21 protein-coding genes are annotated in these 25,945 nt (G+C 46.6%); 18 read left to right on the top strand and 3 right to left on the bottom strand.

The window, feature by feature from the left end; all coding sequences use genetic code 11:
* The first annotated feature begins 150 nt into the window (after window positions 1–150).
* On the top strand, window positions 151–2,148 hold the full coding sequence (locus tag L0660_RS08480) for an ATP-binding protein (protein WP_235159097.1): 1,998 nt from the start codon (window positions 151–153) through the stop codon (window positions 2,146–2,148).
* Between the two features lie 15 nt (window positions 2,149–2,163).
* Here L0660_RS08480 and L0660_RS08475 read toward each other — a convergent pair whose 3' ends face one another.
* The gene (locus L0660_RS08475; RefSeq protein WP_235159096.1) at window positions 2,164–3,531 is read right to left on the bottom strand and encodes an MATE family efflux transporter; all 1,368 of its coding nucleotides are present in this window, start codon (window positions 3,529–3,531) and stop codon (window positions 2,164–2,166) included.
* Window positions 3,532–3,684: 153 nt separating this feature from the next.
* Entirely contained in the window at window positions 3,685–4,122 is a 438-nt protein-coding gene (locus tag L0660_RS08470; protein WP_235159095.1) for a PH domain-containing protein, read from the bottom strand.
* 332 nt (window positions 4,123–4,454) lie between these two features.
* Here L0660_RS08470 and L0660_RS26300 point away from each other — a divergent pair, with 332 nt between their 5' ends.
* Window positions 4,455–4,808, top strand: a complete 354-nt coding sequence (locus L0660_RS26300) for an SdpI family protein (RefSeq protein WP_409013386.1) — start codon at window positions 4,455–4,457, stop codon at window positions 4,806–4,808.
* Window positions 4,809–5,161: 353 nt separating this feature from the next.
* Here the strand turns inward: L0660_RS26300 and L0660_RS08465 are convergent, their stop codons facing one another.
* Complete coding sequence (locus L0660_RS08465) at window positions 5,162–5,500, bottom strand: helix-turn-helix domain-containing protein (protein WP_235159094.1); 339 nt, start codon at window positions 5,498–5,500, stop codon at window positions 5,162–5,164.
* A 119-nt stretch (window positions 5,501–5,619) separates the two neighbouring features.
* Between L0660_RS08465 and L0660_RS08460 the strand changes: the two genes are divergently transcribed.
* From L0660_RS08460 to L0660_RS08385, 16 genes are all read left to right on the top strand, one after another.
* Window positions 5,620–6,030: a DoxX family protein gene (locus tag L0660_RS08460; RefSeq protein ID WP_235159093.1), complete on the top strand. Its 411-nt coding sequence runs from the start codon at window positions 5,620–5,622 to the stop codon at window positions 6,028–6,030.
* Between the two features lie 67 nt (window positions 6,031–6,097).
* Window positions 6,098–6,502, top strand: coding sequence for a hypothetical protein (locus L0660_RS08455; protein WP_235159092.1), 405 nt, complete (start codon window positions 6,098–6,100; stop codon window positions 6,500–6,502).
* 110 nt (window positions 6,503–6,612) lie between these two features.
* Window positions 6,613–6,858, top strand: a complete 246-nt coding sequence (locus L0660_RS08450) for a hypothetical protein (protein ID WP_235159091.1) — start codon at window positions 6,613–6,615, stop codon at window positions 6,856–6,858.
* Window positions 6,859–6,936: 78 nt separating this feature from the next.
* The gene (locus tag L0660_RS08445; RefSeq protein WP_235159090.1) at window positions 6,937–7,365 is read left to right on the top strand and encodes a hypothetical protein; all 429 of its coding nucleotides are present in this window, start codon (window positions 6,937–6,939) and stop codon (window positions 7,363–7,365) included.
* A gap of 290 nt (window positions 7,366–7,655) precedes the next feature.
* Window positions 7,656–8,615, top strand: coding sequence for a phytanoyl-CoA dioxygenase family protein (locus L0660_RS08440; protein ID WP_235159089.1), 960 nt, complete (start codon window positions 7,656–7,658; stop codon window positions 8,613–8,615).
* A 15-nt stretch (window positions 8,616–8,630) separates the two neighbouring features.
* On the top strand, window positions 8,631–9,548 hold the full coding sequence (locus L0660_RS08435) for a beta-1,6-N-acetylglucosaminyltransferase (protein ID WP_235159088.1): 918 nt from the start codon (window positions 8,631–8,633) through the stop codon (window positions 9,546–9,548).
* A gap of 242 nt (window positions 9,549–9,790) precedes the next feature.
* Entirely contained in the window at window positions 9,791–10,354 is a 564-nt protein-coding gene (locus tag L0660_RS08430; RefSeq protein ID WP_235159087.1) for a sigma-70 family RNA polymerase sigma factor, read from the top strand.
* A 112-nt stretch (window positions 10,355–10,466) separates the two neighbouring features.
* Window positions 10,467–11,486 carry a FecR family protein gene (locus L0660_RS08425; protein WP_235159086.1) on the top strand — a complete coding sequence of 340 codons (1,020 nt, stop codon included), beginning with the start codon at window positions 10,467–10,469 and terminating at the stop codon, window positions 11,484–11,486.
* Between the two features lie 178 nt (window positions 11,487–11,664).
* Window positions 11,665–15,096 carry a TonB-dependent receptor gene (locus L0660_RS08420; RefSeq protein ID WP_235159085.1) on the top strand — a complete coding sequence of 1,144 codons (3,432 nt, stop codon included), beginning with the start codon at window positions 11,665–11,667 and terminating at the stop codon, window positions 15,094–15,096.
* A gap of 26 nt (window positions 15,097–15,122) precedes the next feature.
* Entirely contained in the window at window positions 15,123–16,634 is a 1,512-nt protein-coding gene (locus L0660_RS08415) for a RagB/SusD family nutrient uptake outer membrane protein (protein WP_235159084.1), read from the top strand.
* Window positions 16,635–16,670: 36 nt separating this feature from the next.
* Window positions 16,671–18,014, top strand: coding sequence for a Gfo/Idh/MocA family oxidoreductase (locus L0660_RS08410; RefSeq protein WP_235159083.1), 1,344 nt, complete (start codon window positions 16,671–16,673; stop codon window positions 18,012–18,014).
* An 80-nt stretch (window positions 18,015–18,094) separates the two neighbouring features.
* Window positions 18,095–18,901 (top strand): DUF4198 domain-containing protein, encoded by an 807-nt coding sequence (locus L0660_RS08405; protein WP_233798759.1) that lies wholly within the window; start codon window positions 18,095–18,097, stop codon window positions 18,899–18,901.
* 54 nt (window positions 18,902–18,955) lie between these two features.
* The gene (locus tag L0660_RS08400) at window positions 18,956–19,513 is read left to right on the top strand and encodes an RNA polymerase sigma-70 factor (protein ID WP_235159082.1); all 558 of its coding nucleotides are present in this window, start codon (window positions 18,956–18,958) and stop codon (window positions 19,511–19,513) included.
* Window positions 19,514–19,595: 82 nt separating this feature from the next.
* Window positions 19,596–20,570 carry a FecR family protein gene (locus L0660_RS08395; RefSeq protein WP_235159081.1) on the top strand — a complete coding sequence of 325 codons (975 nt, stop codon included), beginning with the start codon at window positions 19,596–19,598 and terminating at the stop codon, window positions 20,568–20,570.
* A gap of 152 nt (window positions 20,571–20,722) precedes the next feature.
* Complete coding sequence (locus tag L0660_RS08390) at window positions 20,723–24,220, top strand: TonB-dependent receptor (protein WP_235159080.1); 3,498 nt, start codon at window positions 20,723–20,725, stop codon at window positions 24,218–24,220.
* Between the two features lie 41 nt (window positions 24,221–24,261).
* Window positions 24,262–25,863, top strand: coding sequence for a RagB/SusD family nutrient uptake outer membrane protein (locus L0660_RS08385; protein WP_235159079.1), 1,602 nt, complete (start codon window positions 24,262–24,264; stop codon window positions 25,861–25,863).
* Window positions 25,864–25,945 lie beyond the last annotated feature (82 nt).

Here is a 25,945-nt window from a genome sequence, read left to right as displayed (position 1 = left end):
TACGATTGTCCAGGGTTGAATAGTAATTACGATTTCCGGTTTTTAAAGGGTGGGGGACAAATGGGCGAATTTGCCCGAAAGTTTGATTGGTCTGATTCGCCAATCGGCACACCAAATCATTGGCCAAAGAGCCTTTGTACACTTGTCCAGATGATGTTGAGCGCCCGTGTTCCAATGCTCATATGCTGGGGCCCGGAACTTGTCACTTTGTACAATGATGCATTTCAGGCATATCTTGGCAGCGGTGAGGAGAAATCCTGGTTTGGCAGGTCTTTGGATAAAAATACTGAATTCTGGACATCCCTTGGCTCCGTTGTATCCTCAGTAATGGCTGGCTCTGATGCGGTTAACCTGCCAGATCAAGACCTCCATCTGGCTGCACACTCAGGCTCCGAACGAATCGGTTTAAAGTGCAGCGTCAGCCCTCTCATGGATGATAATTATTCTGTAAATGGTGTTTTAATAACCTGCTTGCCAGACGGTTCTGCTGTCGGCACCCGGCAGTTGCAGCATTCAGACCTGGAAAAAAGCACGGCCCGCTTGCGGAATCTGGTAGAAAGTGCACCGTTCCCGATTGGCGTGTACGTGGGCCGGGAGATGCGGATTGAACTGGTGAATCAGGCAATCATTGATGTTTGGGGCAAAGGGAATGATATCATTGGCAACTGTTATGCTGAAATCCTGCCAGAACTGGCCGGGACGGGGATTTACGAGCAGCTCGACTCCGTTTACACTACGGGAAAAGCATACGAGGCCAAAAATCAGCGGGTTGATCTCATGATTGACGGGCATTTAAAACTCTTTTATTTCAACTATACATTCACCCCACTCCGCGATTCGGACGGCCGGATTTACGGCGTAATGAACACCGCCGCCGACGTGACCGACCTGGTAGTGATCCAACAAGACCTCCGGCATGCCGAAGCCAGCCTCCGCGGTGCCATCGAGCTGGCCGAACTCGGGTCCTGGGAACTGGATATTCCTACCGGTAAAGTGACTTATTCACGAAATATTCAAAACTGGTTTGGCTTTGGCGACCAGCAGATTCCACTGGATCAGATATACGAGCCCATTCACCCGCAGGACCGTGACCGGGTAAATTCCGCCATTGCACAGGCCCTTCTGCCCGGATCCGATGGGATTTACGACGCTGAATACCGGTTGATCGCCTATAAGTCGGACGTGCAGCGGATCGTGCATGCAAGAGGTAAAGTCATCTACGATAACCAGGGAGTCGCCTACAAATTGGTAGGATCGGCCCAGGATGTTACGGCAGAAAGGCAACAGCAGCAACAGCTTGAAAGCCTTGTGGAATTGCGTACAAAAGAGCTTGCCGCAGCCAATGAAGAACTGGCAGCTCAGAACGAGGAGTATATTGCTATCAATGAGGAGCTTGAAAAAGCTAACCAATTGTTTATCCGCTCGAACGAAAATTTGCAGCAGTTTGCCTATGTCGCCAGTCACGACTTACAGGAGCCCCTTCGTAAGATCCAACAGTTCGGGGACCTGCTTCACAGACAGTACGGAGCCGAAATTGGTAATGGTTTAAACTATCTGGAGCGAATGCGGGCAGCAGCAAGCCGGATGTCTACGCTCATCGAAGACCTTTTGAGTTTTTCAAGCCTTACAAGCCAGGGCAGTGACAACCAGGAGATATCGCTTCAAGCCATTATAAAAGGCATTTTGCCAGACTTTGAACTGACCATTCTTGAAACCGGTGCCATCGTTCAAATAGATGAGCTGCCCGTGATTTACGGGAATCGTTTACAATTAGGCCAACTATTTCAAAACTTACTGAGCAACGCCCTCAAATTCCGGCACGCCAATGTGGCTCCTATGGTGCAGATCAAGTCTGCTAAACTTTCCTCGACAGATTTACCGCCTTCTGTCAAACCTGCCCGCCGGACGGATTTTTATTACCAGATTGAAGTTACCGATAATGGTATTGGTTTCGATGAGCAGTACCAGGAACGCATATTCCAGGTTTTCCAACGGTTGCATGGTAAAAACGAATTTGCCGGAACGGGTATAGGTTTAGCTATTTGTGCAAAAGTAATGGAGAACCATGGCGGGGCGATCATGGCGACGAGCAGGCGGGGACACGGCGCGTCGTTCAAACTATACTTTCCTGTTATCGGCCATGCATAAGGCTAAGCATACCGATTAAGTATTCGGCACAATTGCATTGATGGCAAAATACCGATCCTTATAGTAAAATGTGTACGCTGCGACGATGATTAAAGTCAGTATTTCGGCCAAAGATCGGGATAGCCAAATGCCCGGCAGACCAAGATATTCTGGAAGGATCATAAGCGCTGGCGCAATGAGTAAAAATCCTTTCAATAAATTGATAACCAGGGATATGACTGTTTTGCCAGTGCTTTGAAAAAAGGCTGCAAGCAGGTAATTCGGCCCTGCCGCTAAAAAAAGCAAAAAATATAATCCCATCGCCTGGCTTGCAATTTTCCGGTAAGCCATGTTCTCAGCTCCCGAAAATAACATTATCAGCTGATCCGATACAAAAAAGCCGATTGCGGTCACCACAATCCCCAGCAACAGTGTAAAACCCAGCGCGAAACGCAAAGTCTCTAACACGCGCTGCGGTTGTTTTGCACCTATATTGAATGACATAATGGGAAGTGCGGCGATCATTGCAGCGGTAAAAGGTCGGATGAGCAGGAAACCGAGATAGTTCACCAAACCAAATGCAGCCACTGCCGTGGCTCCGAAACCGATCAGCGACTGGTTAATCAACAGCAAACCCGACGAAAATGCGATTTCGGACGCAAATGAAGGAAGTCCTATTTTAAAATAGTCTTTCCACTGCGGAAGTTTCAATGTGAACCGAAATGTTGAAAAACTCAGGTGCGTATTCCCTTTTAAAATGTATACAAAAAGGTAGGCTGCGCCAGTGGCCAATGCCACTGCTGTGGCAATGGATGCGCCTTTAACCCCCATTCCGCAAGCCACAATCAGTATCAGATCCAGAACAACATTAACGCCGGCAGCCAAAATGGAAGCATTTCGCGAGACTTTCGGCGCGTTGTTCGCACGCACAAAGTTTCCCCATATCATTCCCAGAAAGAAAAACGGCAGCCCCACCAACTGCCAGAAAGCATAGTCCGCCGTGTTCTCCGCCAATGTAACATTAGCCGCCCCAGCCAGGAACCGGGCAAGAGGGACTGCTGTAAACGGTGCAGTGATGGATACACAAGTGCCAAGTAAAATAACAATCGTCGTAGCAAATTGAAAAACCTGTTGAGCCTGCTTAAAGTCACCCGCTCCGATACTCTTGCCGATCAGCACGCCGCCGCCAATCATAATAGGCAAGCTCAATGCTACCAGAACAATCACGACCGGGCCGTACAACCCAACAGCCGCCAGGCCATCCTTTCCTACTTGTTGTCCGAGTATAATCCCATTAATGACCTGGTGAATGATAGAAGACAGCAAACTGATGATAGCAGGACCATAATTTTGAAAAAAAAGCGTCCTGATAGGCGCTTCTCCTAATTGTTTCGTGGCGGTCATGGCGGAAGGTTTTCTGAATGAGGGCCGCAAAGGTAGTGTATTGCCATAAAATATTCTTTCCCGGTTCAGGCGAGGATACTACCGACGCGCTTATTTCTTTTCGATCAGGCAACGGCAACACATTGCGGGTTATTGAGCTTCGGACATTAAAGTTCAGTGCTTCAAAATGTAAGAAGACGGAACTTCAATATGTTCAGAGATTTCCAAAAGGTCAGCAATGAAGTGAGTCCTGTCTTTGGGAGAGATCATTATGCTGTCATATCGATTATACTTCAACTCTAATCTGTTTAACGACAGTGCGGGAGAACTTAACGGGTTGCGGGTTTCCACGATTTTTGTGATCGATCTAATGGGTATCCTCCTGTCCATCAAAAACCCGGATTTAATCCTGAGCTGATCGTCGAGAATCTGGTAATAGGTAGTTGAAAACAAATGCAAAAAGAACACTGCTATCACTGCAGCAGTTGCCAAACCGGCCCAGCCTCCTTTTGTAATAAGTAAGATGCTGACAATCATGAGCACGCCTGAAATTGAAATGGATAGCTCCGGGCCTATTTCAGATTTGTAAGTTTTTTTGTTCGCTTCTAACATCGTAATATTTCATTAATGACTCATCAATATACAAAGATGCGAATCAAAATCTTTGAAGCTCCTCACACAAAAAGCAACTCGCTTTTTTGGCATTTACTCATTTTTTTTACTATTTTCAGGAATAACCGAGCATTTAAACAGCGTTAATCATGAACAAGCTTCCCTGGGCAAAATACTTACTCAGCATTTGGATAGTGGCCATATCAGCCAGCATGATGGTTAAATTCGTCAGCAGCAGCATATTTATTCTGGTGCCATTTTGCATAGTGCTACATTGGCTTTCTGTCAGGGGTTTAGCACAGATTAAGGGTTATGAATAGCTATCACGGACTATGAACATAATACTATTAGGCCATATCGGATTTATGTTATGCAGTGTGGTTGTGGTGATGTTGTTGCGGTTTGTTAAACCTGGCAAGATTAATTCCTTCGTTGGATATCGTACGCCTTTATCCATGAAAAATGAAGAGACATGGCGGGAAGCGAATCAATATAGTGCGAGGATTCAGGTTTGGGTATCGATCATTTTTTGTATGCTCACTGTTAGCTCTTATTTGTTGGTTGGCGGCATGACTTCATTTTATGTGTGCAGTTCCTTGCTTGCCATTATGTCCATTTCCGTTATCCCAATTACCGAGTACAATCTTCGCAAGAAATTTGACGCTGACGGTAAGTATTTAAGTTGAAGCTTGGCATCATATTAATCATTATATAGAAAATATGAACGGGTTCCTGATCTTAATCGACATACTGATTATTGGATTTAGGAAACAAAGCCCCACTAAAAATAAACCGACAAAAGCGCGATCCCTTCTTTCATATCTTTCTCTGACAACGAACCATATCCCGGCCTGATCCCATTGATCGATGGCCCGCCAGCATGAAAAAATAGGCATAGCCATCAAACCAAAAGTCATAGTCCCAGAAAAAGGCTTTGCAGAGGTAAGTAAATGAGCATGCAAAAACGAAGATCCATCCCTGCAATTCATCGGTAAACCGGAATACAAGCTCGGCTAATATAATGAAAAATGGCGGCAGCTTATTGTTCTATCACCATAGCGCGGTGCTTTAAGCCCCAGTAATGCAAACCTTCCAATACATTTTCGAGCGATCTGCCGTGATCTGTGATGGTATATTCAACAGTGGGCGGGAATGTGTCGTAGACGTTTCTGGTGATCAGCTTATTGCTTTCCAGGTTTTTCAGCTCTTTGGATAATGTCTTATCTGTAATGCCCGGCACTTCCCGCGAGATCTGCTTGAAACGCTTGCTTCCGCCGGATAGCGAGAAAAGGATAAGTAATTTCCATCGTCCTTCGAGGGCTTCGAGAGCATCCTTGATTGAGAGTGCCGTTTTGGGGCAGCCGCCATTGGTTAACATCCTGTGATTATGTTTACTTACCGTTACTTCCTGTTTGGATAGTGCTATCCAAACAGGAAGCGCTGTCAAATGGAAAGTAAAGGTAAATAGTTTTGCTTTTGGATTTACAGCAAAACAAAATGGAAAAAAATCAACTTAAAGTCAGGAGCCTTAACATATTGCTATGGTCGTTGCAGGCCCTTTTAGCCGCAACTTTCTTATGGGCCGGGTATGTCAAACTTTTTACACCCGCTGAGCAACTCTCTAAGATGTGGCCCTGGACAGCAGACAACCCAATGCTTGTAGTAATTGCAGGAATCGCAGACACGCTGGCAGGAGTCGGCATCATCTTACCGCGGTTACTACGCCTGTGGCCAGCCCTGACCATTTACACCTGCTACGGCATTATCCTGTTGATGATCAGCGCAATTATTTTCCATGTATCAAGAGGAGAAACGTCGCAACTTGGGATCAATTTCGTGGTAATGTTGGTAGCTGCGGGGGTGTTATTTCTCTGGAAACATAAAATATCTGCAATAGCCTCGCGGTGACACTTGCACTGGTCTAAGGGTTTTATTCATATATTTATTCTTTCTTAAATATATAAATAAACGCTATATGAAATCTACTGTGTACATCATCTGTTTATGCCTGGCGAATTTCTCTTTTATATTAAATGATAAGCCCAACATTGAAAAAGCGCCAGTTACTTTCCAATCAACATTAGATTCAGGTCAGGTCCCTAAGGCTTATGAGCTATTCAGCTTTGCGGATTCCGTGATTGGCGTGCATGGTTATAAACAGGCGGTGGATATGCTTCTTCGATATGAAAGTGCATACAGTGATCCGATGGAGAAAAGTATGTTTAATCAGGTGATGATGACTTATTTATCATATGCTGGTGATATAAAGGGAGCACTGAAATATGAGGCGCAGCTAAGTTCAAAGAAACAGCCGGAAAGCTATTCGTTCGCTCTTACAGCGCCGCACACAAACAATTTAAGATCACAACGCCATCGATAATCCTCGATAAGAATACGCAGGGTGCATTTCTTGCCAATTACCGGCAGGAACAGATCGATCTACAGGTTGTTTTTCCACGAACAAGATATACGAACGGGTATGCCGACTGGTTGGCGACAGGATATCAAAAGGAAATCACGGTAAACCTTTCCAAAACAAATTATAAAGCCGGAGACCTGTTTCAGGTTTACATTAAAAGTGAGTTGGATGCGGAGCAAAAACAAGCCGTCCCGATTTTCCAATTCCCGTTGTCCGGCCAGAAACAGCAGAAGCTGATGCTTCCGGCTCATAACACTTATCAAATTATGGTTGACCATGGCACCTCGAAAACCAATGTAGAAGTGGGTGTAAAATAACTAACTAATCTGCCCAACCACCTCACAGGTGTTCCAACCAAAAAGGCTCAAACAGCATCCTTAAAGAAAAGCCCATACATGATGAAAAAGCTATTCTTTGCCCTGATGATCTCCCTTACTTTGGTTGCGTGTAAAGAGGATGATCCCGAACCACAACCTGAAATTGCAACCATTGCGGACACCTGGAAACAGACCGCTTACGAGAAAACGGTCGATGGGAAAAAAGTTTGGATCCCTGTCGATGGCGAACCGACTTATATCAGTTTCAGGTTCGATGGAGTGGTACTCGATGGAAAAGGTTTGCCTTTATGCTGCCCACCGGATGCATACTATGTGAATGGCGTGCTGTTTGAAGTAAAACCGAAGGCAGAAGTACCGGTCAATAATGTTTGTATGACTGTTGATTGTATAGGCTGCGCCACATGGGATATTGAGCAAACAGGAGATGAAATGATCCTGACCTATTGTAAGCCCGTAAATATGAAGCTTAAATTTATCCGGCAGTAAAAGAGCCTTAATTCTTTCGTGTTCAGCACCCCATATTTTAATTAAAAACCAAACATTACATTTAATAAATTAAAATAAATTTACTTAACGGTAAATTTGAATTATTTATAAATATTTTCTGGTAACCATAAGATACAATAAATATATTTGATAATACATTTGATCAGATCTGAGAGATTGCAGAACGATTTATAGTAGAATAGTTCCGGGGCTTTTGCCGGAAAGAAGTTTAGATTCATTAACGGTAACTAAATAGTCGGAACTAAGAAACACTTTTTCTACATAGTCATATGTCCTCTTTACAAATGCAAATTCCCTGGGTGGAATCCCCCTTTTTTGAGGCAGAGCTCGATAGGGCAGATTTTGATAAAGAAACGAAGGAAATGATCCGTTTCTACTCCGAATATGGTTATGTAATTATCGACCCGCAGATCGACAATGCTTTAATAGATCGGGCCATTGATCAGGTAAAACCCGACTTTGCAACACATAATACAAACCGCCTTCAGGATTCCTGGAAAGATCATGACGCAGTCAAAAAAATTGCAACTGCTCCCCGGGTTTTAGAAATATTACAGATACTGTACGGACGAAGACCTATTCCATTTCAAACGCTCAACTTTTCAACGGGAAGTCAGCAGCGGACGCATAGTGATTCAATTCACTTCAATTCTGTTCCGGAGCGTTATCTTGCCGGTGTGTGGGTAGCTTTGGAGGATGTTCATGATGGAAACGGGCCGCTTCACTATTATCCCGCAAGCCATCGGTTGCCTTTTTATGACCTCTCCATTTTAGGGATTAAAGGTTCAACCAGCGAATCCATTGAGGATATGCTTGCCAATTATTATGCACGTTATGAAGACTTCATTGAGCAGCTGGTGGTGCAGAAACATTTAGAAAAAAAAGTGCTGAATTTAAAGAAAGGCCAGGCATTAATCTGGTCGGCAAACCTGCTGCATGGAGGAGAAAAAATTACGGTGCCGGGCTCAACAAGATATACGCAGGTAAATCACTTTTATTTTGAAAATTGCGCCTATTACAGGCCGATGAAAACAGACATGGCTTTGGAAAGGATTTCAATACAAAAGGTCATGGATATATCAACCGGGAAAGAGGTTCAGAGCAATTACTTAGGAACCCCGATTAAATACGTTGGCTACTCCTACAAACTGTATTTGCCGGAAGGAATTATGCGAAAGCTGATCCCCGCCAACTTCCGGCAATGGGCCAGGAAAATGATTAATAGATGAAACTTGTAACTGGATATGGTTACCTTTCAAAGCTACAAGGTTGCATATTTACTACTGGTGCACAAGCTACCAAAACAAGTGCGCAGGCTTATTGAACGGCTTCAATTTGAGGGAAGTGCATTCTGGATACACGTGGATGCAAAAGCAGATGCAGCTCACTTTGTAAAAGAGCTTTCGGGACTGGAAAATGTGTATTTTATCAAAAATAGATTCAATGGGGACTGGGGTTGGTTTCCGTTTGTGCAGGCAAATATTGAAGGAATCAAAGCCATAGATGATAGTGGATATGGATATGACCATTTAATCATATTAAGTGGTCAGGATTATTTACTTTGCAATAATGCTGATCTGATTAATTTCCTACATAATCACCGGGAATCGAGTTTTGTTCAACACGTGCCAGTGACTTCGGAATTAAATCCGCATGTTTCGGATCGCGTCACAAAATACCATGTAAAGCTTCCCCTTAAAAAGAAAATTGTTTATCCCTATTCCAGCAAAGCCTTATCCAAAAGACTCATTAATGAAGTCCTGAATATATCGGGGAAATATCCTCTTCCAAGGATTATTCCAGGGGACAGGCAACTTTACTTTGGGTCGAACTGGATGAGATTTACTAAAAAGGCGGTTAGGTTTTTGATAGAACGTATAAATGCAGAACCGGATTATACCGCTTATTTTAAAAGCACATGCCTCGCAGAAGAGCACTTCTTTCATACACTTTTGTTAAATGCCAATGAAGAAGAACGCGGGCCCATTATCAATAACAATTTTACATTCTGCCATTGGAAACGCGCATCTGAATTATATCCGGTCCCGCTTAATATGAGCGATATCGATAGCTTATTACAATCCGGAGACTTGCTAGCCCGTAAGTTTGACTGCGACTTCGAAACTGAAATCCTGGATTTTCTGGATAGGAAATTTGCTTAGTGAAGCCCGTAAGCATTACATGAATGCCATTCAAAGCGCCCTATTTGTGAACGTTTATTGGTTACCGTTCATATTTTATGTTCATAGTTGCCTTGCTGGTGGCTGTTTTAATCGTATTCACTTCATTTCCCAAGTCCATTATCAATTGTTTTTTTTAAAGGATTTTTATTGAAAAATAGAGACCTTTTGGAAAAAAGTGGATATTTACGATTTGATTCCTGAATAGCCACGCGAAACGATCAATGAGCCTTCTCTTACCTGACGACGCCGATTTACTGACCCGACTCAAAAATGACGACCGATCGGCATTCGAGGTGATGTATCGCAGGCATTGGCAGCAGTTGTACGATTTTGCCTTTATGAAAACGCACGATGCAAATGTGGCTGAGGAAATCATACAAGACTTATTCGTTACCATATGGGAGAAGCGTACATCGCTGCAAATAGCCAATCTGCGCAGCTATCTTTTTACTTCCGTTAGAAACCGGGTAATCGATCATTACAAGGAAAAAGTGTTTGCAGAGCTGGGTAACATTGAACCGCCACAGGCACCCGAATATTCTTTTTTCCTGGAAGAGCTGGAAGCCACCATGCGGGATTCGATCGCCAGGCTTCCAGTCAAAACGCAACGCATCTTTCTGCTCAATCGCTTCGAAGGACACACTGTCCGCGAGATCTCGACTGAACTCAACCTTCCCGAACGTACGGTAGAATACCATATTACGCAGGCCCTGCGAATTATGAAAACGCTCTTGAAGGAGTTTATTGCTCCGTGTTTGCTAGCATTTGTGAATAGTATATATTAAAGAACTTTTTGCCATAAACGGAGTCTTCGTATAACATTTCAGTGAATTCATTTTCGGCTTTGCGGTTCAGGCGCGGTTTCCAGTCTTTACTAAAAGGGCTTTAAACGTTTTCATGAATAAACAACATCTTCATCATCTACTGACCCGTTACCAAAACGGGGATTGTACTGAGCGTGAAAAACGTTTGGTGGAACAATGGTTTGCGCTCATAGATGGGGACGAACCGGCCAACATTTCCGGAAGAAATCAACAGACCGAGGACAGAATTTGGAAGGCCATTCAGGGCAGACACCAATCCCCGTCGTCCTGGAAAGGGAAGCTGCTTCCGCTGCTTAACTGGCGCTGGGCGGCTGCGGTCCTCTTATTGATAACGGCTTGGGGAACCTACGAGTTTGACCACAACCGCCGCGTAGGCAATCAAAGAGTTAACAAGGAGTTGGCTCAGCAGCTGACACTTAAAAAGAATGATACTGCCCGGCCACTAGCGCTCACGCTTGCGGATGGTTCGCAGGTTAGCTTATTACCCAATAGCAGCATTGAATTTCCGGAACAATTTCAGTCAGGCAAAAGAGAGGTTTATTTAAAAGGAAAGGCTTTTTTCAGCGTTACGAAAGATACGGAAAGGCCGTTTTTTGTATATGCGGGGGCAATCGCCACCCGGGTCCTGGGCACAAGCTTTTGGGTAGATATGAAGGATGACAGCAGCGCAGTTGCAGTTTCCGTTGTCACCGGAAAAGTAGCGGTTTCCCAGCGAAGTGACGCGGATGATAAGCTCGCTGAGAATGCAGACAACAATGTAGTTCTAGTTCCCAACCAGCGCGGGACGTATGATATCAGAACCCGATCGTTTGTTACGGGGATTGTCAGCGAGCCGGTCATGCTCGAAGCCTATTCAGGCAAGTTTGTATTCCATGACACACCGCTCGCCAGCGTAGTGGCGCTGATAGAAAAGGCGTACGGGATCGACATTGTATTGGAAAATGAAAAATTGAAAAACTGCCTTTTCACCGCCGATATTAATAATCAGCCCTTGTTTACCAAGCTAAATCTGATCAGCTCATCAGTGAATGCCAGCTATAAGATCGAAGGCACAAAAATCCTGTTGAGCGGCCAGGGATGTCCCATTAACTAACTTATAAACCCATCATAGCCATGCATTAAAAGCTGCCACAAAAGAAAAGAGCCGAATGTGTTGAGACCACATTCGACCCTCGATGTTTTCCCTTTCTGAAACTTGACCAGTTCTCATCTTAAAAGATGATCGGGAAGGATTTTGTCTAAGCCTGAAACTTAACAAACATTCAAACTTAATGAAAAAAATAGTACAAATTCATCCTCTTCTTCAAAGTATTATGAGGATTACATTGTTGCATTCGTTGCTGATCGGCGTTTGCATTTCCATCGGATTTGCCCGGGAAGTCCGTACGCAGGATCTGCTCAACCAATCCATTTCCATCAAAATGGAAAACACCGAGGTTAGCAAAGTGCTTACCAAGATCGAGGGGCTTGCCGATGTGAAATTCGTGTACAGCTCCAATACGATCCAGGCGAACCGTCGCGTGAATGTGATGGCTTCCAACAGGAAATTATCCGAGGTGCTGAACCTGATTTTTAAGCCACTCAACATTTCCTACCGGGTGATTGGTGGACAAATTATGCTCAATACCAGCGACCGGGGCCAGCAAAATACACAGAAAAAAGAGGAGCAATCCGTATCGGGAAAGGTGATCGATGAGAGCGGAATGGGGTTGCCCGGAGTAAGTGTCGTTGAAAAAGGCACGCAAAGGGGCACGGTTACGGACACTGATGGTAAATTCACCCTTAATGTTGCCGACGGCAGTTCCATACTCGTTTTTTCTTTCGTAGGCTATTCCTCGCAGGAAATTACGGTTGGCAATCAGAGCATTGTTGACATTTCGCTTTTGGTAGACAACAAGGCGCTGAACGAAGTGGTCGTAGTAGGCTACGGCACGCAAAAAAAGGCAGACCTTACCGGCGCGATCGCTACCATATCTGCGGATAAGCTTACAACCAAGGCAGCAGCCGTTTCCTACGGCGAAGCATTGGTAGGCCAGATGGCGGGGGTACAAGTGCAGCAGGTCAACGGCGCACCGGGTGGGGAAGGGCTGAACATCCGGATCCGGGGCACTGGATCCATTTCTGCCATCAGCTCACCGCTTTATGTAATCGACGGTTATCCTATTGATAGCAGCGCTTTTTCGCTTGTCAATACTTCCGATATCGAAAGTATCCAGGTTTTGAAAGACGCTTCGTCAACGGCCATTTACGGTTCTCGCGGGGCGAACGGCGTGGTCATAATCACCACAAAGAAAGGAACTGCCGGAGCACCACGGGTTTCTTTCAGCTCATTTTATGGTGTGCAGCAGGTGGCGCGGAAAATCAAGATGATGAATACCAGGGAATATCTGGAATTTTTCAAAGACGGCCATAACCAGGCGTGGCTCGACAGGACACCGATGCCGGGAAATCCGCCGCATACCATTAATGATCCCAACGAAATGAGATCAAAATACACCAATGCTAATTTTTACATAATCCCTGAAAGCTTCAATGATCCCGGCAATTTCGCTGACGTTGACTGGCAGGACGAAATATTCAGGACCGCATCCACGCAAAAACACGAATTGTCGGTGAATGGCGGGTCAGAAAAAACGCGGTATGCAGTCTCCGGAAGCTATACCAACCAGGAAGGGATCCAGATCCATACGGATTTCAAAAGGTATAATCTCAGAACAAACCTGACAACCAATGTTACCCGGAAACTGGAAGTAGGCGTCGCTGTGAGCGCCTATTATGCAGAAAACAATGAAGTAGCGAATGGTAAAGACAGCCCGCTTTCCTATGCGCTTTATTTACCACCCATTTATCCGCAAAGAAATGCCGACGGCACTTACGGTTCACAGGTAAGGAACCCGGAAATATGGGCAGGCGATGTTTCCAACCCGGTAAGTATCGCAGAAAACGTCACGAATTTTACAAAAAAGAATGCGGTAATTGCCTCTATTTATGCTGATTATCAAATCATTGAGGGGCTTAAATACCGGGTAAGCTTGAACGGAAACCTGGAAAACAGGCGTCTGAAATTCTATCAGCCTTCGTTTGTGGATGTGGATGGTTCACGGGCTCCGCGGATTGCATCGGCCAGAGCAGAAAGCTGGCTCGGGGCCAACTGGCTGAATGAACATACTTTGAATTATAGTAAGGTATTTGACAAGCATTCGGTGAACCTGCTCGCCGGATTTTCGGCACAAAAATCTTACGCGGAATACAGCCGCGTCAATGCTCAGAACTTCCCTAATGACGCCGTTCGCAACATTAAAGGCGGTCAGGTTGTGGGAGGAACAGGCACGGAAGATCAGAATTCGCTAATCTCTTACCTGAGCCGGCTTACTTATTCCTATGACGACAAATATCTCTTCTCGGCGAGCATCCGGCGGGATGGTTCTTCCAGGTTTGGTTCGGAAAACCGATGGGGCACATTTCCTTCGGTTTCAGCGGGATGGAGAATCAGCAGTGAGCCGTTTTTGAAGAACGTTAGCCAAATCAGTGAATTGAAGGTCAGGGCAAGCTGGGGTTTGGTTGGAAATAATAAAATAGGAAATTACGAGTCCATTGCCAGAACTGTAAGCGGGTATTATCCTTTAAACGGAACGCTGGTGAATGCGGTCAATCCGGTGAACTATCCTAACCCAAATCTGGGGTGGGAGAAAACGATGCAGTGGAACATTGGTCTTGAATTGGGATTGTTGCAGGAAAGAATCCGTCTGGAAGCCGATTTCTATAATAGTAAGTCCGTCGACCTGCTCCTGAACGTGCCCGTGCCAACCATCAGTGGCTACGCTACACAGCTGCAAAACATTGGAAAGGTGGAAAATAAAGGAATGGAATTTCTGGTAAGGACGCGAAATACAACCGGCAATTTTAAATGGTCGACCGACTTTAACATTTCCTTCAACCGGAACACAGTCCTGGCCCTCGGTCCGGACAGACGTCCGATCTACGCTGGTGCGCAAAACGCAAATAACACATTCATTACAACCATCGGTCAGCCTATTGCCACGTTTTTTGGTTATCAATACGATGGTATTTTCAAAAATCAGGCAGAGCTCGATGCAGCGCCCCATTTAGCCAATGACCGGCCGGGTGATCCAAGATATATTGATGTCAATAAAGACGGCCAGATCACTGCGGCGGACAAGACATACCTGGGCAGCAACCAGCCTAAATTTATCTATGGTTTTGGTAATGACTTTTCATACAAAGGTTTTGATCTGAATCTGATGCTTACGGGATCACAGGGTGCCAAATTGTTTAGTTTCTTTAACCGGATGATCGGGATTTATCATGGCGACAGAAACGGTCTTGCCAAATTGAAAGACCGCTGGCGGTCTGAGGAAGAGCCCGGATCCGGTGATATACTGCGCGCTAACCGCGACCCGAAAGGCCTTCAAAAAGAGCCATCAAGCTATTGGGTGGAAAACGGTTCATTCCTGCGCGTGCGTAATGTGTCGCTTGGCTACACATTCGGCAGCAGTTTCATGAAGCGCATCAAAGTGAGCGCCTTGCGAGTGTACGTAACCGGGCAAAATCTTTACACATTTACCAAGTATCCCGGTTTCGATCCTGAAACCAGCAGTGAATCGGGTCTGTCCAGAGGCGGTGACTATCTGGGTTACCCGTCCGCAAGAACTGTGATTGCAGGTATCAACGTAACATTCTGATTACTTTTCTCTTAATTTCTTCCAAAATGAAAAGATATATTATAGCCTCAATGCTGGTGTGTGCTTCGCTTTCCTGCACGGACAATTTCATAGATCTTCAACCTATTTCAGATATGAATGCAGGTAATTTCTATAAGACCGAGCAGGATATGAATCAGGCTGTGATGTCTCCGTATGCCTCTTTGCGGGACGTTTATAACCAGCTTTACATTTTTGCCGGTGAAGTCCGTTCGGATAACACTACGTTTTCATGGGTGCCGGGCAGTTCCAAGGACATGACTTCCATTGATAACTTCGGAGATATACTGCTTTCAGACAATCAGAATGTGCTGGACCTGTGGAACCGGAGCTATGTTACAATCCTCCGGGCCAATATCGTACTGGACAAGATTGACGCGGTTCCTTTCCGGGACGAAAAGCTAAAAGCCCAGTATAAAGCGGAGGCAAGGTTTCTGCGTGCGCTGACCTATTTCTGGCTCGTGCGGGTCTACGGAGACGTACCCAAAGTAGACAAGCAACTGTCTGTGGAGGAAGCCTATTCGCTTGGCAGGGTCTCCTCCGAGGAGATTTATAACTTTATTGTTGAAGATCTGACATTCGCCGAAGCAAACCTTCCCCAAACTTATGCTACCAATGACAAGGGCCGCGTAACACAGGGTGGGGCCAAAGGGCTGCTCGCAAAAGTATATATGACGATGGCTGGTTACCCGCTGAAAAAAGGGGCTTCCCATTATGCGCAGGCCGAGGCGAAGGCCCTGGAAGTGATCAATAATCCGCAATATGCCCTCGTTGCTGACTATAAGTCACTTTTTAGTGTAACCAATAAAAACAATTCCGAATCACTTTTTGAAATACAATATAAAAAAGGAGGGACGAGCACCGGAAGTCCGTGGAGCAACAACTTTGCCCCGAGATTTTCGAATAAAGAAGTCGTTTTGGTAGGTGATAAGTCAGGTTTCAATGCGCCTACGCCTTCCATGTCAGCAGCATACGAGCCGGGCGATCCGCGGAAAGCGATATCTATGAGTGACGACTATGTGTCGGATCCAGGCGGAACAAGGATCAATGAAAAGTATGTCAGGAAATATTATGATGTATCCTTTTCCGTAGCGCCGGACAATGATAATAACTGGATTGAGCTAAGGCTTGCTGATGTTTATCTGCTTTATAGTGAAGCGCTTGTGCGTCAGAAAAAGCAGCCGCAGACCGCTCTTTTGTATCTCAACAAAATCCGTCAGCGCGCCAGGAGCACGGCCGGGGCAACAGCAGGCGCTGTGGCCGACTATGCGCCATTCACCTCCGATGCAGCGTTTTTGCTGGCTATCGAAAAAGAACGCCGCGTTGAACTCGCATTCGAAAATCACAGATGGTTCGACCTCGTGCGCACCGAGCGCGCGCAGGCCGTGATGAGCCAGGAACAGAAAGAACAGAATGGTTTTAATCCGGCCACATGGAGCGACCATATGCTTTTGTTCCCGATCCCACTACAAGTAATCCAGTCTAACCCGGAAAAGATCAAACAAAACCCCGGCTATTAGTTTAATTGCAAATATTAAAATCAAAGAGTTATAGTTATGCAAGACAGACGTGAGTTTTTGAAAATAGCCGCCGCCGGCGCTGCCGGTGTCACCCTCGGAGGTTCGGCCTTTGGGTTTAGTGCCAAAAGTTATAACCGCATTATCGGCGCGAACGAATTGGTGCGAATAGCCACCATTGGCGTCAACAGCCGTGGGCGCAGCATGGGTGCGACCATTGCGGGACAAAAGAATGCAGAAGTCGGCACGATATGCGATGTAGACGAGCGCGCAATCCCGAAGGCTATCAAAGCCGTCATGGATGCCAAGCAGGTTCAGACCCCGAAATCGGAAAAGGACTGCCGCAAAGTGCTGGAAGACAAATCCATCGACGCGATCTACATTGCCACACCCGATCACTGGCATGCGCCGCTTACAATTATGGGCTGCCAGGCTGGCAAGCATGTGTATGTAGAAAAACCACTAAGCCACAACCCAAGGGAAGGTGAGCTGGCTGTGGAAGCGGCACGCAAATACAAGCGGGTAGTTCAAATGGGAGCACAACGGCGCTCGGCGCCCATCCTCACCGAAGGCATCAATGAGCTGCACAAAGGCATTATTGGTAGGGTTTATCTTGCCAAAACCTGGTATACCAACAAGCGAAAAGCCACCATCCTGAAACCTGGTAATGTGCCATCCTGGCTGGATTACGAGCTGTGGCAGGGACCGGCGCCGCGCATGCCCTACAAAGAAGGGCTTATCCATTACGACTGGCACTGGTTCTGGCACTGGGGAACCGGAGAGGCGTTGAACAACGGCACGCATGAAGTGGACGTGGCGCGCTGGGGACTCGGCGTCGATTTTCCGACTCGCGTAAGCTCAATAGGCGGCAGATATGAGTTTAAAGATGATTGGGAGACACCTGATACGCAAGTTGTGGCGATGGATTTCCCGGGGCGCATTTCGCTGATATGGGAATCAAGAAGTTCCAACGGCCGGAAAATCGAAGGGCTCGAACGGGGTGTTATTTTCTATGGTGAAAACGGCAGTCTGGACACAGGCGGCGACGAATATGCCGTCTACGACCTGGATGGTAAGTTGGTGAAAGAAGTAAAAGCCAAAGAAAAAGCAGATGTGCAGGGGCGGAACCTGGCGAGTCCAAGCCTGGGTATGGACAGTCTGCACGTGGCAGATTTCCTGGATGCCATCAAAACAAACCGCCGTCCTAACTGTGATGTGGAATCTGGCCATAAAAGTGTCGTGTCCATGCAGCTCGGCAACATTGCCTGGCGCGTAGGCCGGGATCTGAAAATAGACCCGCAAAATGGTCACATTATCGGAGATAAGGATGCGCAAAAGCTGTGGTCCCGAGAGTATGAGAACGGCTGGAAGCCTACTGTTTAGCTTATTTCAGCAAAAAAGCCCGGAGGAATAAAGATTCCTTCGGGCTTTTTGTTGTTATTTTATGGTTTATACAAATTTATATGAAGATCAAGAAACTCCTTCCCTTAAGCAGCTTACTGCTTTTTTGCTCGCTTGCATTTGCACATGAATTCTGGCTGGAGCCTGTGAAATTCTGGCTCGAAAAGAATGAAAAAGTCCGCATTGACCTGATGGTGGGGGAAGACTACACGGGGGAACATTCGAACGGGCATAAATATAAGATTGTTAAGCTGGACCATTTCGCTCAGGGTAAGAAGGAGGATATCCGCAGTCAGGTATATGGGGATAGTCTGAGTAGTCTCGATTTAAGCTTTTCTACGGAAGGCAGTCACCTGATCGCATTCAATAACACCAGCAAATTCATCGAGCTCGAAGCCTTGCAATTCAATGATTATCTCCGTACCGAAGGTTTGGATCACGTCGCGAAGCTTCGGCAGCAACGAAATGATACTTTGAAAGCGGGAAGGGAAATGTATCAGCGGTGCGTGAAGACATTGATCCAGGTAGGAAAACCAACCGATGAAACTTACGCCATCAACACGGGCATGCAGCTTGAAATCATCCCTGCCAAACACCCTTATGCGCAGTCAACAAAAGGTTCGGTCACTTTTAAGGTGCTCTTTGGTAACAAGCCATTGCGAAATGCACTGGTGCTGGCCTGGCATAAGGTGAAAGGAAAAACCACGCATGAATCCATTAGAAGTGACAAAGACGGCAATGCAAGTTTTTCAATAGATCAAAATGGAAAATGGATGATTAGCACCGTGCACATGGTTCCCAGCAACGACCCGAAGCAAGCCGACTGGCAAAGCTACTGGGGAAGCTATACATTTGGCTTTCAGGAATAAAGAGATATCACCTGCATCATCGATCCAGACAACCCTCACCGGCAAGAAGAAGATTTGCTTTACCGTTTGCGGCAGGGCGACAGGAATGCTTTTGCCGAGCTTTATAAAAAGTATTGGCGGCGATTGTTCGATTCGGCTTACAAACGCTTGCTGTTAAGAGAGGAATGCGAAGAAATTATCCAGGAGATTTTTATCGACATCTGGGAGAAACGGGAAACGCTTGTCATTACGGTGTCAATGGAAGCCTATCTCTTCGGCGCACTTCGCTACCGTATATACAACCTCATCCGCTCCAGAAAAATCCGTAGTGCGTATCTGGACCATCTCACTAATACCCAGGAGATTGAAAAAAATTACATTGAAGACAGCCTGTACTACGACGAGCTTGCCGGCGCATTGGCCAGAAGCATCGAAAACCTGCCCGAAAAGATCAAAAAAGTATATCAGCTCAGCCGTCGTGAAAACCTGAGCTATAAAGAAATTTCATTGCAATTAAATATTCCCGTGGATACCGTGGAAAAGCAGATGGGCAAGGCGATCAAGATCATCCGGGCCAGTTTGAAAGATTTCATATTGATCCTCATCTTGCTGGCAGAGAGCGGGTTTGAGTAGGTTATGCTAAAAAAAGCAGGGATTAAATGACGGAAGTCAGGCTTGAATGTTACTAACAACTATTAAAGAAGTTTGATCATCAATGAATAGGGAGCGGTTACAATATTTATTGGAAAGACAGGGAGTAGGGATAGCTTCCGACGAAGAACAGGCGGAGCTGGAAGCATGGTATTTGACCTACGAAAGCCAGCCCGATTTCACGGAACGCCTGTCGGAAAGGGCATTGCCTGCCCTGGAAGCGAAAATGTTTGAAAAAATCCAAACTGCACTAGAACAGGAAAATCTGCACCCGATCCGATCGCGCAGACGTATATTATTTACAAGGATGCTGCAGGTTGCAGCTTCTATTCTGCTTGTTGTTATGGCGGGTGGAGGTTTATACTATTATTTCAGCCTGACTGGATTGATCAGGGAACAAACGGGTTACGGCCAGGTGCGCACTGTAATGCTGCCGGATGGCTCGGAAGTGACGCTGAATGGGAACTCAGAAATTACTTATCGTTCAAACTGGGGGAACGAACAGCTTCGCGAAATTAACCTGATAGGCGAAGCCTATTTCAAAGTAATCCATACCAAAGACAACCGGAAATTCCGGGTCCGTACCGCGGAAGATTTTAGCCTGGATGTCCTGGGAACACAGTTTACCGTAGCCAACCGAAAAAGTGGAACGCGCATTGTCCTCGACCAGGGTAAAGTGCAGTGCAATTTAAATGATGAGGAAAATGAGACGCTGATTATGAAGCCCGGGGAAATGGTGAAATTCGCCGGTAATCCTTCCGACTATGTCCGGGAAAGCGTGGAAACGTCCGTATATTCGGCCTGGAAGGAGCATAAGCTGATTTTTAATAATACTACCCTGCAAGAAGTGTCGCTGATCCTGGAAGACACTTACGACTTCAAAATACAGGCAGAGTCGCCCGAATTGCTTACCCGCAAAATCACCGGCTCTGTGCCGACAGACAACATTGAAATCCTGATCCAGGGCATCGCCGAAGCGTCGGGCGTTATCATAGCCCAGAACGGAAAAGTATTGACAATTACAGATCGGAAAAGATAAGCAGGCCCGTTACCGCACTTATTTTTTAAAAATTTCACGCTGAAATGGCGGTAGGGTGGAGGAAATGTTACTATACATTCACAACGCAGAATTATATGCTTTTGATTGAACAGATTCCTTACTTAAAACAAACCCTTTTACAGCCTTTGCCTATGAAACGATTAATTATTACACTCAAACTTTTTGCGCTTTGCAATTGCTTCCTGGCGCAGGTAACCGCGCAGTCCGTTGCGCTCTCGCGGGTGGACAATGTCAATGCTCCAAAAAGTAACACGGAGCAAGCCGTCACGCTGGAAAGTAAACTGAGGGACCTGGAAAAGCAATTCAATGTTTCTTTTCTGTACAATTCCGGGTACGTAGCCGGTATTACAATTAAGGACTCGGGAAAAGCTTCATCCCTCGAATCTTACCTGAAAAGGATTCTGGAACCGAACAAGCTGGCCTTCCGGAAGTTGAGAGACAACTTCTATGTAATTTACACCAAAGAAGAAATTGAAGACAGGGAAGGGCAGCAATCGGAAAAGGATCAGAAGACTTCACGCATTCAGCATTCCCAATCCAATGCACTGGCTTCCGCACGCGGTACCAGAGCCGATTTGGCAGCATTGACAGTGTCGGGCGTTGTTGCTGATGCGGTCACAGGCGAGCCATTGCCGGGAGCGAGCATCATTATCAAGAATACAAGCAACGGCACAACGACCGATAACACAGGTCATTACACGCTGTCCAATGTTCCTGAGGACGGAACGCTTGTATTTTCTTTCATCGGCTACCTTTCCTCTGAACTTCCCGTGGAAGGCAGATCAGTCATGGATATGAAGCTGTCGGCGGATTCGAAAGCACTTTCGGAAGTGGTTGTGGTGGGTTACGGGTCTGTTTCCAAAAAAGATATTACCGGCGCGGTGTCATCGGTAGGCGGAAGCGAAATCCAGAATATGCCCCTTCGCACCGCATCCGATGCATTGCAGGGAAAAGCAGCCGGGGTTATGGTGACGCAAAGCAGCGGTAGTCCGGGGTCTGCCGGCGTGGTGAGGATCCGCGGAATCGGTTCGATCAATAATTCAAATGAGCCCTTGTACATCGTCGACGGCCTTCCGCAAAGCGGGATCGGCTGGCTTAATCCCAATGACATCGAGACGATGGACATTCACAAGGATGCTTCTGCTGCTGCTATTTACGGATCTCGTGCATCCAATGGCCTGGTGATAATCACGACCAAAAGAGGCAGCAAATCCGAATCTGTTAATGTTTCTTTTGACAGCTATTACGGGCTGCAATCGCCCTGGAAGCGTCCCCAGATGCTTAATGCAGAGGAGTTTATCACATACAAAAACCGCGCTGCTGAGGCCGTGGGTGTAAATCTTCCGATTTCCCCTGCGATGAAAGACGAGGCTTTGGCATTTGTGCGCGCCAACACGGGCCCGGAAGGCACCGACTGGTGGAAATACATCACGCAGAAAAACGCGCCGGTGCAGAGCTATAACATTACGGTATCGGGCGGAAGCAGGAAAGTGGATTTTGCCTCATCGGTTGGTTATATGGATCAAAAAGGCATTGTGCGCGGCTCCGACTACCGCCGTATTTCGTGGCGAAACAATGTGAATGCTGATATCAATGAACGCGTACGGCTGGGAAGCAACATTGCTGTTGTGTACGAAAGCCGCCGGAACATTGATGAGAATAATCCTTTTTCAGGGACCATTTTCAGCGCCATGACCGCCGATCCGATCACGCCTGTTTACAGGGATAACCTCACCAATGTCCCTGCTTTTTACCAGACGATCATGCAGAATTACGATGCGAGCAATCCTTTTTCAAAATATGCAGGTGTACTTTATTCAAACAAGCCCAACCCGGTTGGTCAGATCGAAAGAATGCGTCAGAGTATCTGGGAAGGGATCAGTCTGAAAGGCGGCGCGAATCTGGAAGTGAAAATTATCGAGCCGCTCAAATTCAGGAGTAATTTCGGCCTGGACATTAACCGTGCGTTGTCGAACGGATTTACGCCGCAGTATTATCTCAACGGATATGATTACAGCACATACAATACGGTGAGCAATTATTCGTATTGGTCCAATTACTTTGTCTGGGAAAATACGCTGGCTTTTGATCAGATATGGGGACAGCACCGGGTTAATGCGCTGGTGGGTACATCCGCAGAGCAGACAAAAGGACTCGAATACGGTGCTTCCAAGCAAGGCGTGGTTAACAACGACCCGGATATGCGAATCATCAACTCCGCCACGATCAATCCGGCTGCCTCAGGTTACACGTATTCCAATGCGCTGAATTCATTCTTCGGAAGGATCAGCTATTCATATGGAGGTCGTTACGTTGTGACCGCCAATGTACGCCGTGACGGAACTTCACGCTTTGCGAAAGATTACCGCTGGGGGACTTTCCCTTCCGTTTCCGCCGCATGGAATTTCACGCAGGAGAGCTTTATCAAAGACGCCGCTCCGAAATGGCTGACGAGCGGAAAGCTGCGGGCGAGCTATGGTATGATTGGAAATCAGAATGTTTCTAACGGCGCCTATCTTTCGACATATGGAAACAACGGCCGCTATCTCTTTGGTAACAATACAACCGCTTACCTGGGTGCAGGCCGGAGCAGCATAGGGAATGCTATGCTGCAGTGGGAAACCTCTACGCAGACTGACCTGGGTCTTGATCTTGCATTTCTTGATGGTAAAATCAATTTCACTGCTGATTATTTCAATAAGGCAATCGACAACATGCTCCTTATCGTCCCATTGCCGACCACGCTGGGATATCCCAACTCGCCCTGGTCAAATGCAGGAAAGATGGTGAATAAAGGCTGGGAATTTGCAGTTGGATACGACAATGCTGTTGGTGATTTCCAGTATGGCATTAAGGCAACTTTCTCGACTTTTACCAACAAAGTAACGACACTGGGCGGCGGAGAGCCGATCTATTCCACAGCCCACCTGGGTGAAACGATCAGCAAAACAGAAGAGGGCATGCCAGTGGGTTATTACCTGGGCTGGCTGACAGACGGGATTTTCCAGACACAGGACGAGGTAAATGCAAGTCCGCAAAAAGGGCTTTCTTCGCCCGGCGACATCCGTTTCCGCAACATTAATGGTGACAATATCCTCAATGCAGACGACCGCACCAAAATCGGGAACCCATGGCCGGATTTCATCTATGGATTTACGCTGAATGCAGCTTACAAAGGATTCGACCTGAGTGCATTCATCCAGGGCTCGCAGGGAAACGACGTCATGAACATTCTGCGTTACGACACCGAGGCTGGAACAGGCTGGTACAATGCTCCCGAAGGCTTTCTTGAAAAAGCGTGGAATGGCCCGGGTAGCACCAATGAATACTATAAGATTTCGCAGAATGCAGGTCTTAACACAAATGTGTCCTCTTATTTTGTGGAAGACGGATCTTACATGCGGATGAAAAACTTACAGCTGGGTTACAGCCTTCCGGCAGGGCTTTTACAAAAGGTTAAGACCAAGCAGGTGAGGTTGTATGTAGGCGCTCAAAACCTTTTTACCATTACCAAATACAGCGGACTTGATCCTGAAATGGGATCGACAGACCCCAAGTTAATGGGTATCGACCAGGGATATTTCCCACAGGCTCGCACCTGGATGTTTGGTATCAATGCGAAATTTTAAATAGATCACTCTCGAATATATTCTTAAACAGGAATAGAAATATGAAAAAATTATCATTCATTATGCTTGTTTGGTGCCTGGTAATGACCGGCACATCCTGCTCCGATGAGTTCTTAGACCGCACGCCTCCGGGCAACCTGACCGACGAAACATTTTACAAATCACCCGATGCAGGTTTCAAATCACTGATAACGTGTTACCGCGGATTTTACGATTTCTGGGGTTACGAGGCTGCACGCGCAGAACTGGGGAATATGACCACCGACGACAGCGACAAAGGCGGCTCGGATGCCGGTGACCGTCCGTTCGTAACCGACCTGGGCTTCGGCCGCGCGATCGCATCCAATGAAACGCTTACAGGCTACTGGACAGCACGTTACAATGCCATCGGTAACTGCAATGTTGCACTGGAAAAATTGCCCGAAGCGGATCTGATCGATGCGAGCGGAGCGCCGCTGGATGAGACCCTGAAAAACCGCTACCTGGACGAAATCCGCTTTTTGAGAGCGATGTTTTACTTCGAGCTTGCCGAAGTTTTCGGGGGCGTGCCTTTGGTGACAAAAACGCTTACAGTGGATGACCGCACAAAGCTGAACCGTGCGTCGAGCAAAGAGATATTTGCATTTATCGAATCGGAGCTGCTGGCAATTAGCAGTGACCCTGCCATGCTCTCTGCCACGAGCATTCAGCCAGGTGAGATCGGTAGAGCGACGAAGGAAGCTGCGCTCGCGTTGCTGGCGCGCAGTTATTTGTTTTTCGCGAAAGACGACACTGCATTATATGCAAAAGCCCGCGATGCAGCCAAGAAAGTGATCGACTCCAAAGCATTCGCATTGCATCCACAATTCCAGGAAATTTTTCTTGAACATGGTTACAAGACCAAGGAAGCCGTGTTTTCCATTTTAATGGGAGATGATCCTGCCATACCCATCAACGGAAGCACAACACCCGTATATTGTTCGCCTCGCGGAGCAACCGGCGGCTGGGGCTTCGATATGCCTACGCAGGACCTGGTAAAAGAATTTGAACCGGGTGATCCGCGTTTACTCTTCACCGTAATCCAGCCGGGCGATGTATTTCCAAAAGTAAACGGAACGAAAGAAGTCCTGGATTTTTCAACCTATCCTAACACAGGTTACCACAACAGGAAAGTGTATCTTCCGGAGATCCGGCGTGGCCAGGGTTGGGGAAATGATGCCTGGACTTACCACCCGATCCGCTATGCCGATGTGCTCCTCATGTACGCAGAAGCGTTGATTGAAAGCGGAGGCAGCAAAGCCGAAGCCGCAGACTATATCAACCAGGTTCGCAAGCGTGCTTCTGGCAGCATGAGAAAAGACGTGGAAGCCGTGTCAAGGGTTACCAGCATTGCAGCAAAGGCTTTGCCGGATGTGAAAGCAACCGACGATCTGCGCAAGGCAGTCCGCCACGAACGCCGCGTGGAGCTCGCTATGGAATACCATCGCCTGTTTGACCTTATCCGCTGGAATACGCTGGTGCCAACCATGAAATCCTATGCGCTGAAACCTGGGTCAAATGGCAAAGGCGGAAATTTCACAGCAGGCAAAAACGAGATTTTTCCTGTTCCGCAAATCGAGATAGACAGGTCAGGCGGTTCTATCACGCAAAATCCAAATTATTAGAAATTACAGACTTGCCATGCTAAAATGTGGCAAGTCTGTATGCCTGAATTCGTACATTAGTCCAGCGTATCGGACTCATCAG

It is taken from the genome of Dyadobacter sp. CY351, assembly GCF_021502625.1.
In the GTDB taxonomy this organism is placed as follows: domain Bacteria; phylum Bacteroidota; class Bacteroidia; order Cytophagales; family Spirosomataceae; genus Dyadobacter; species Dyadobacter chenhuakuii.
This window is presented reverse-complemented; position numbering and strand designations above follow the sequence as displayed.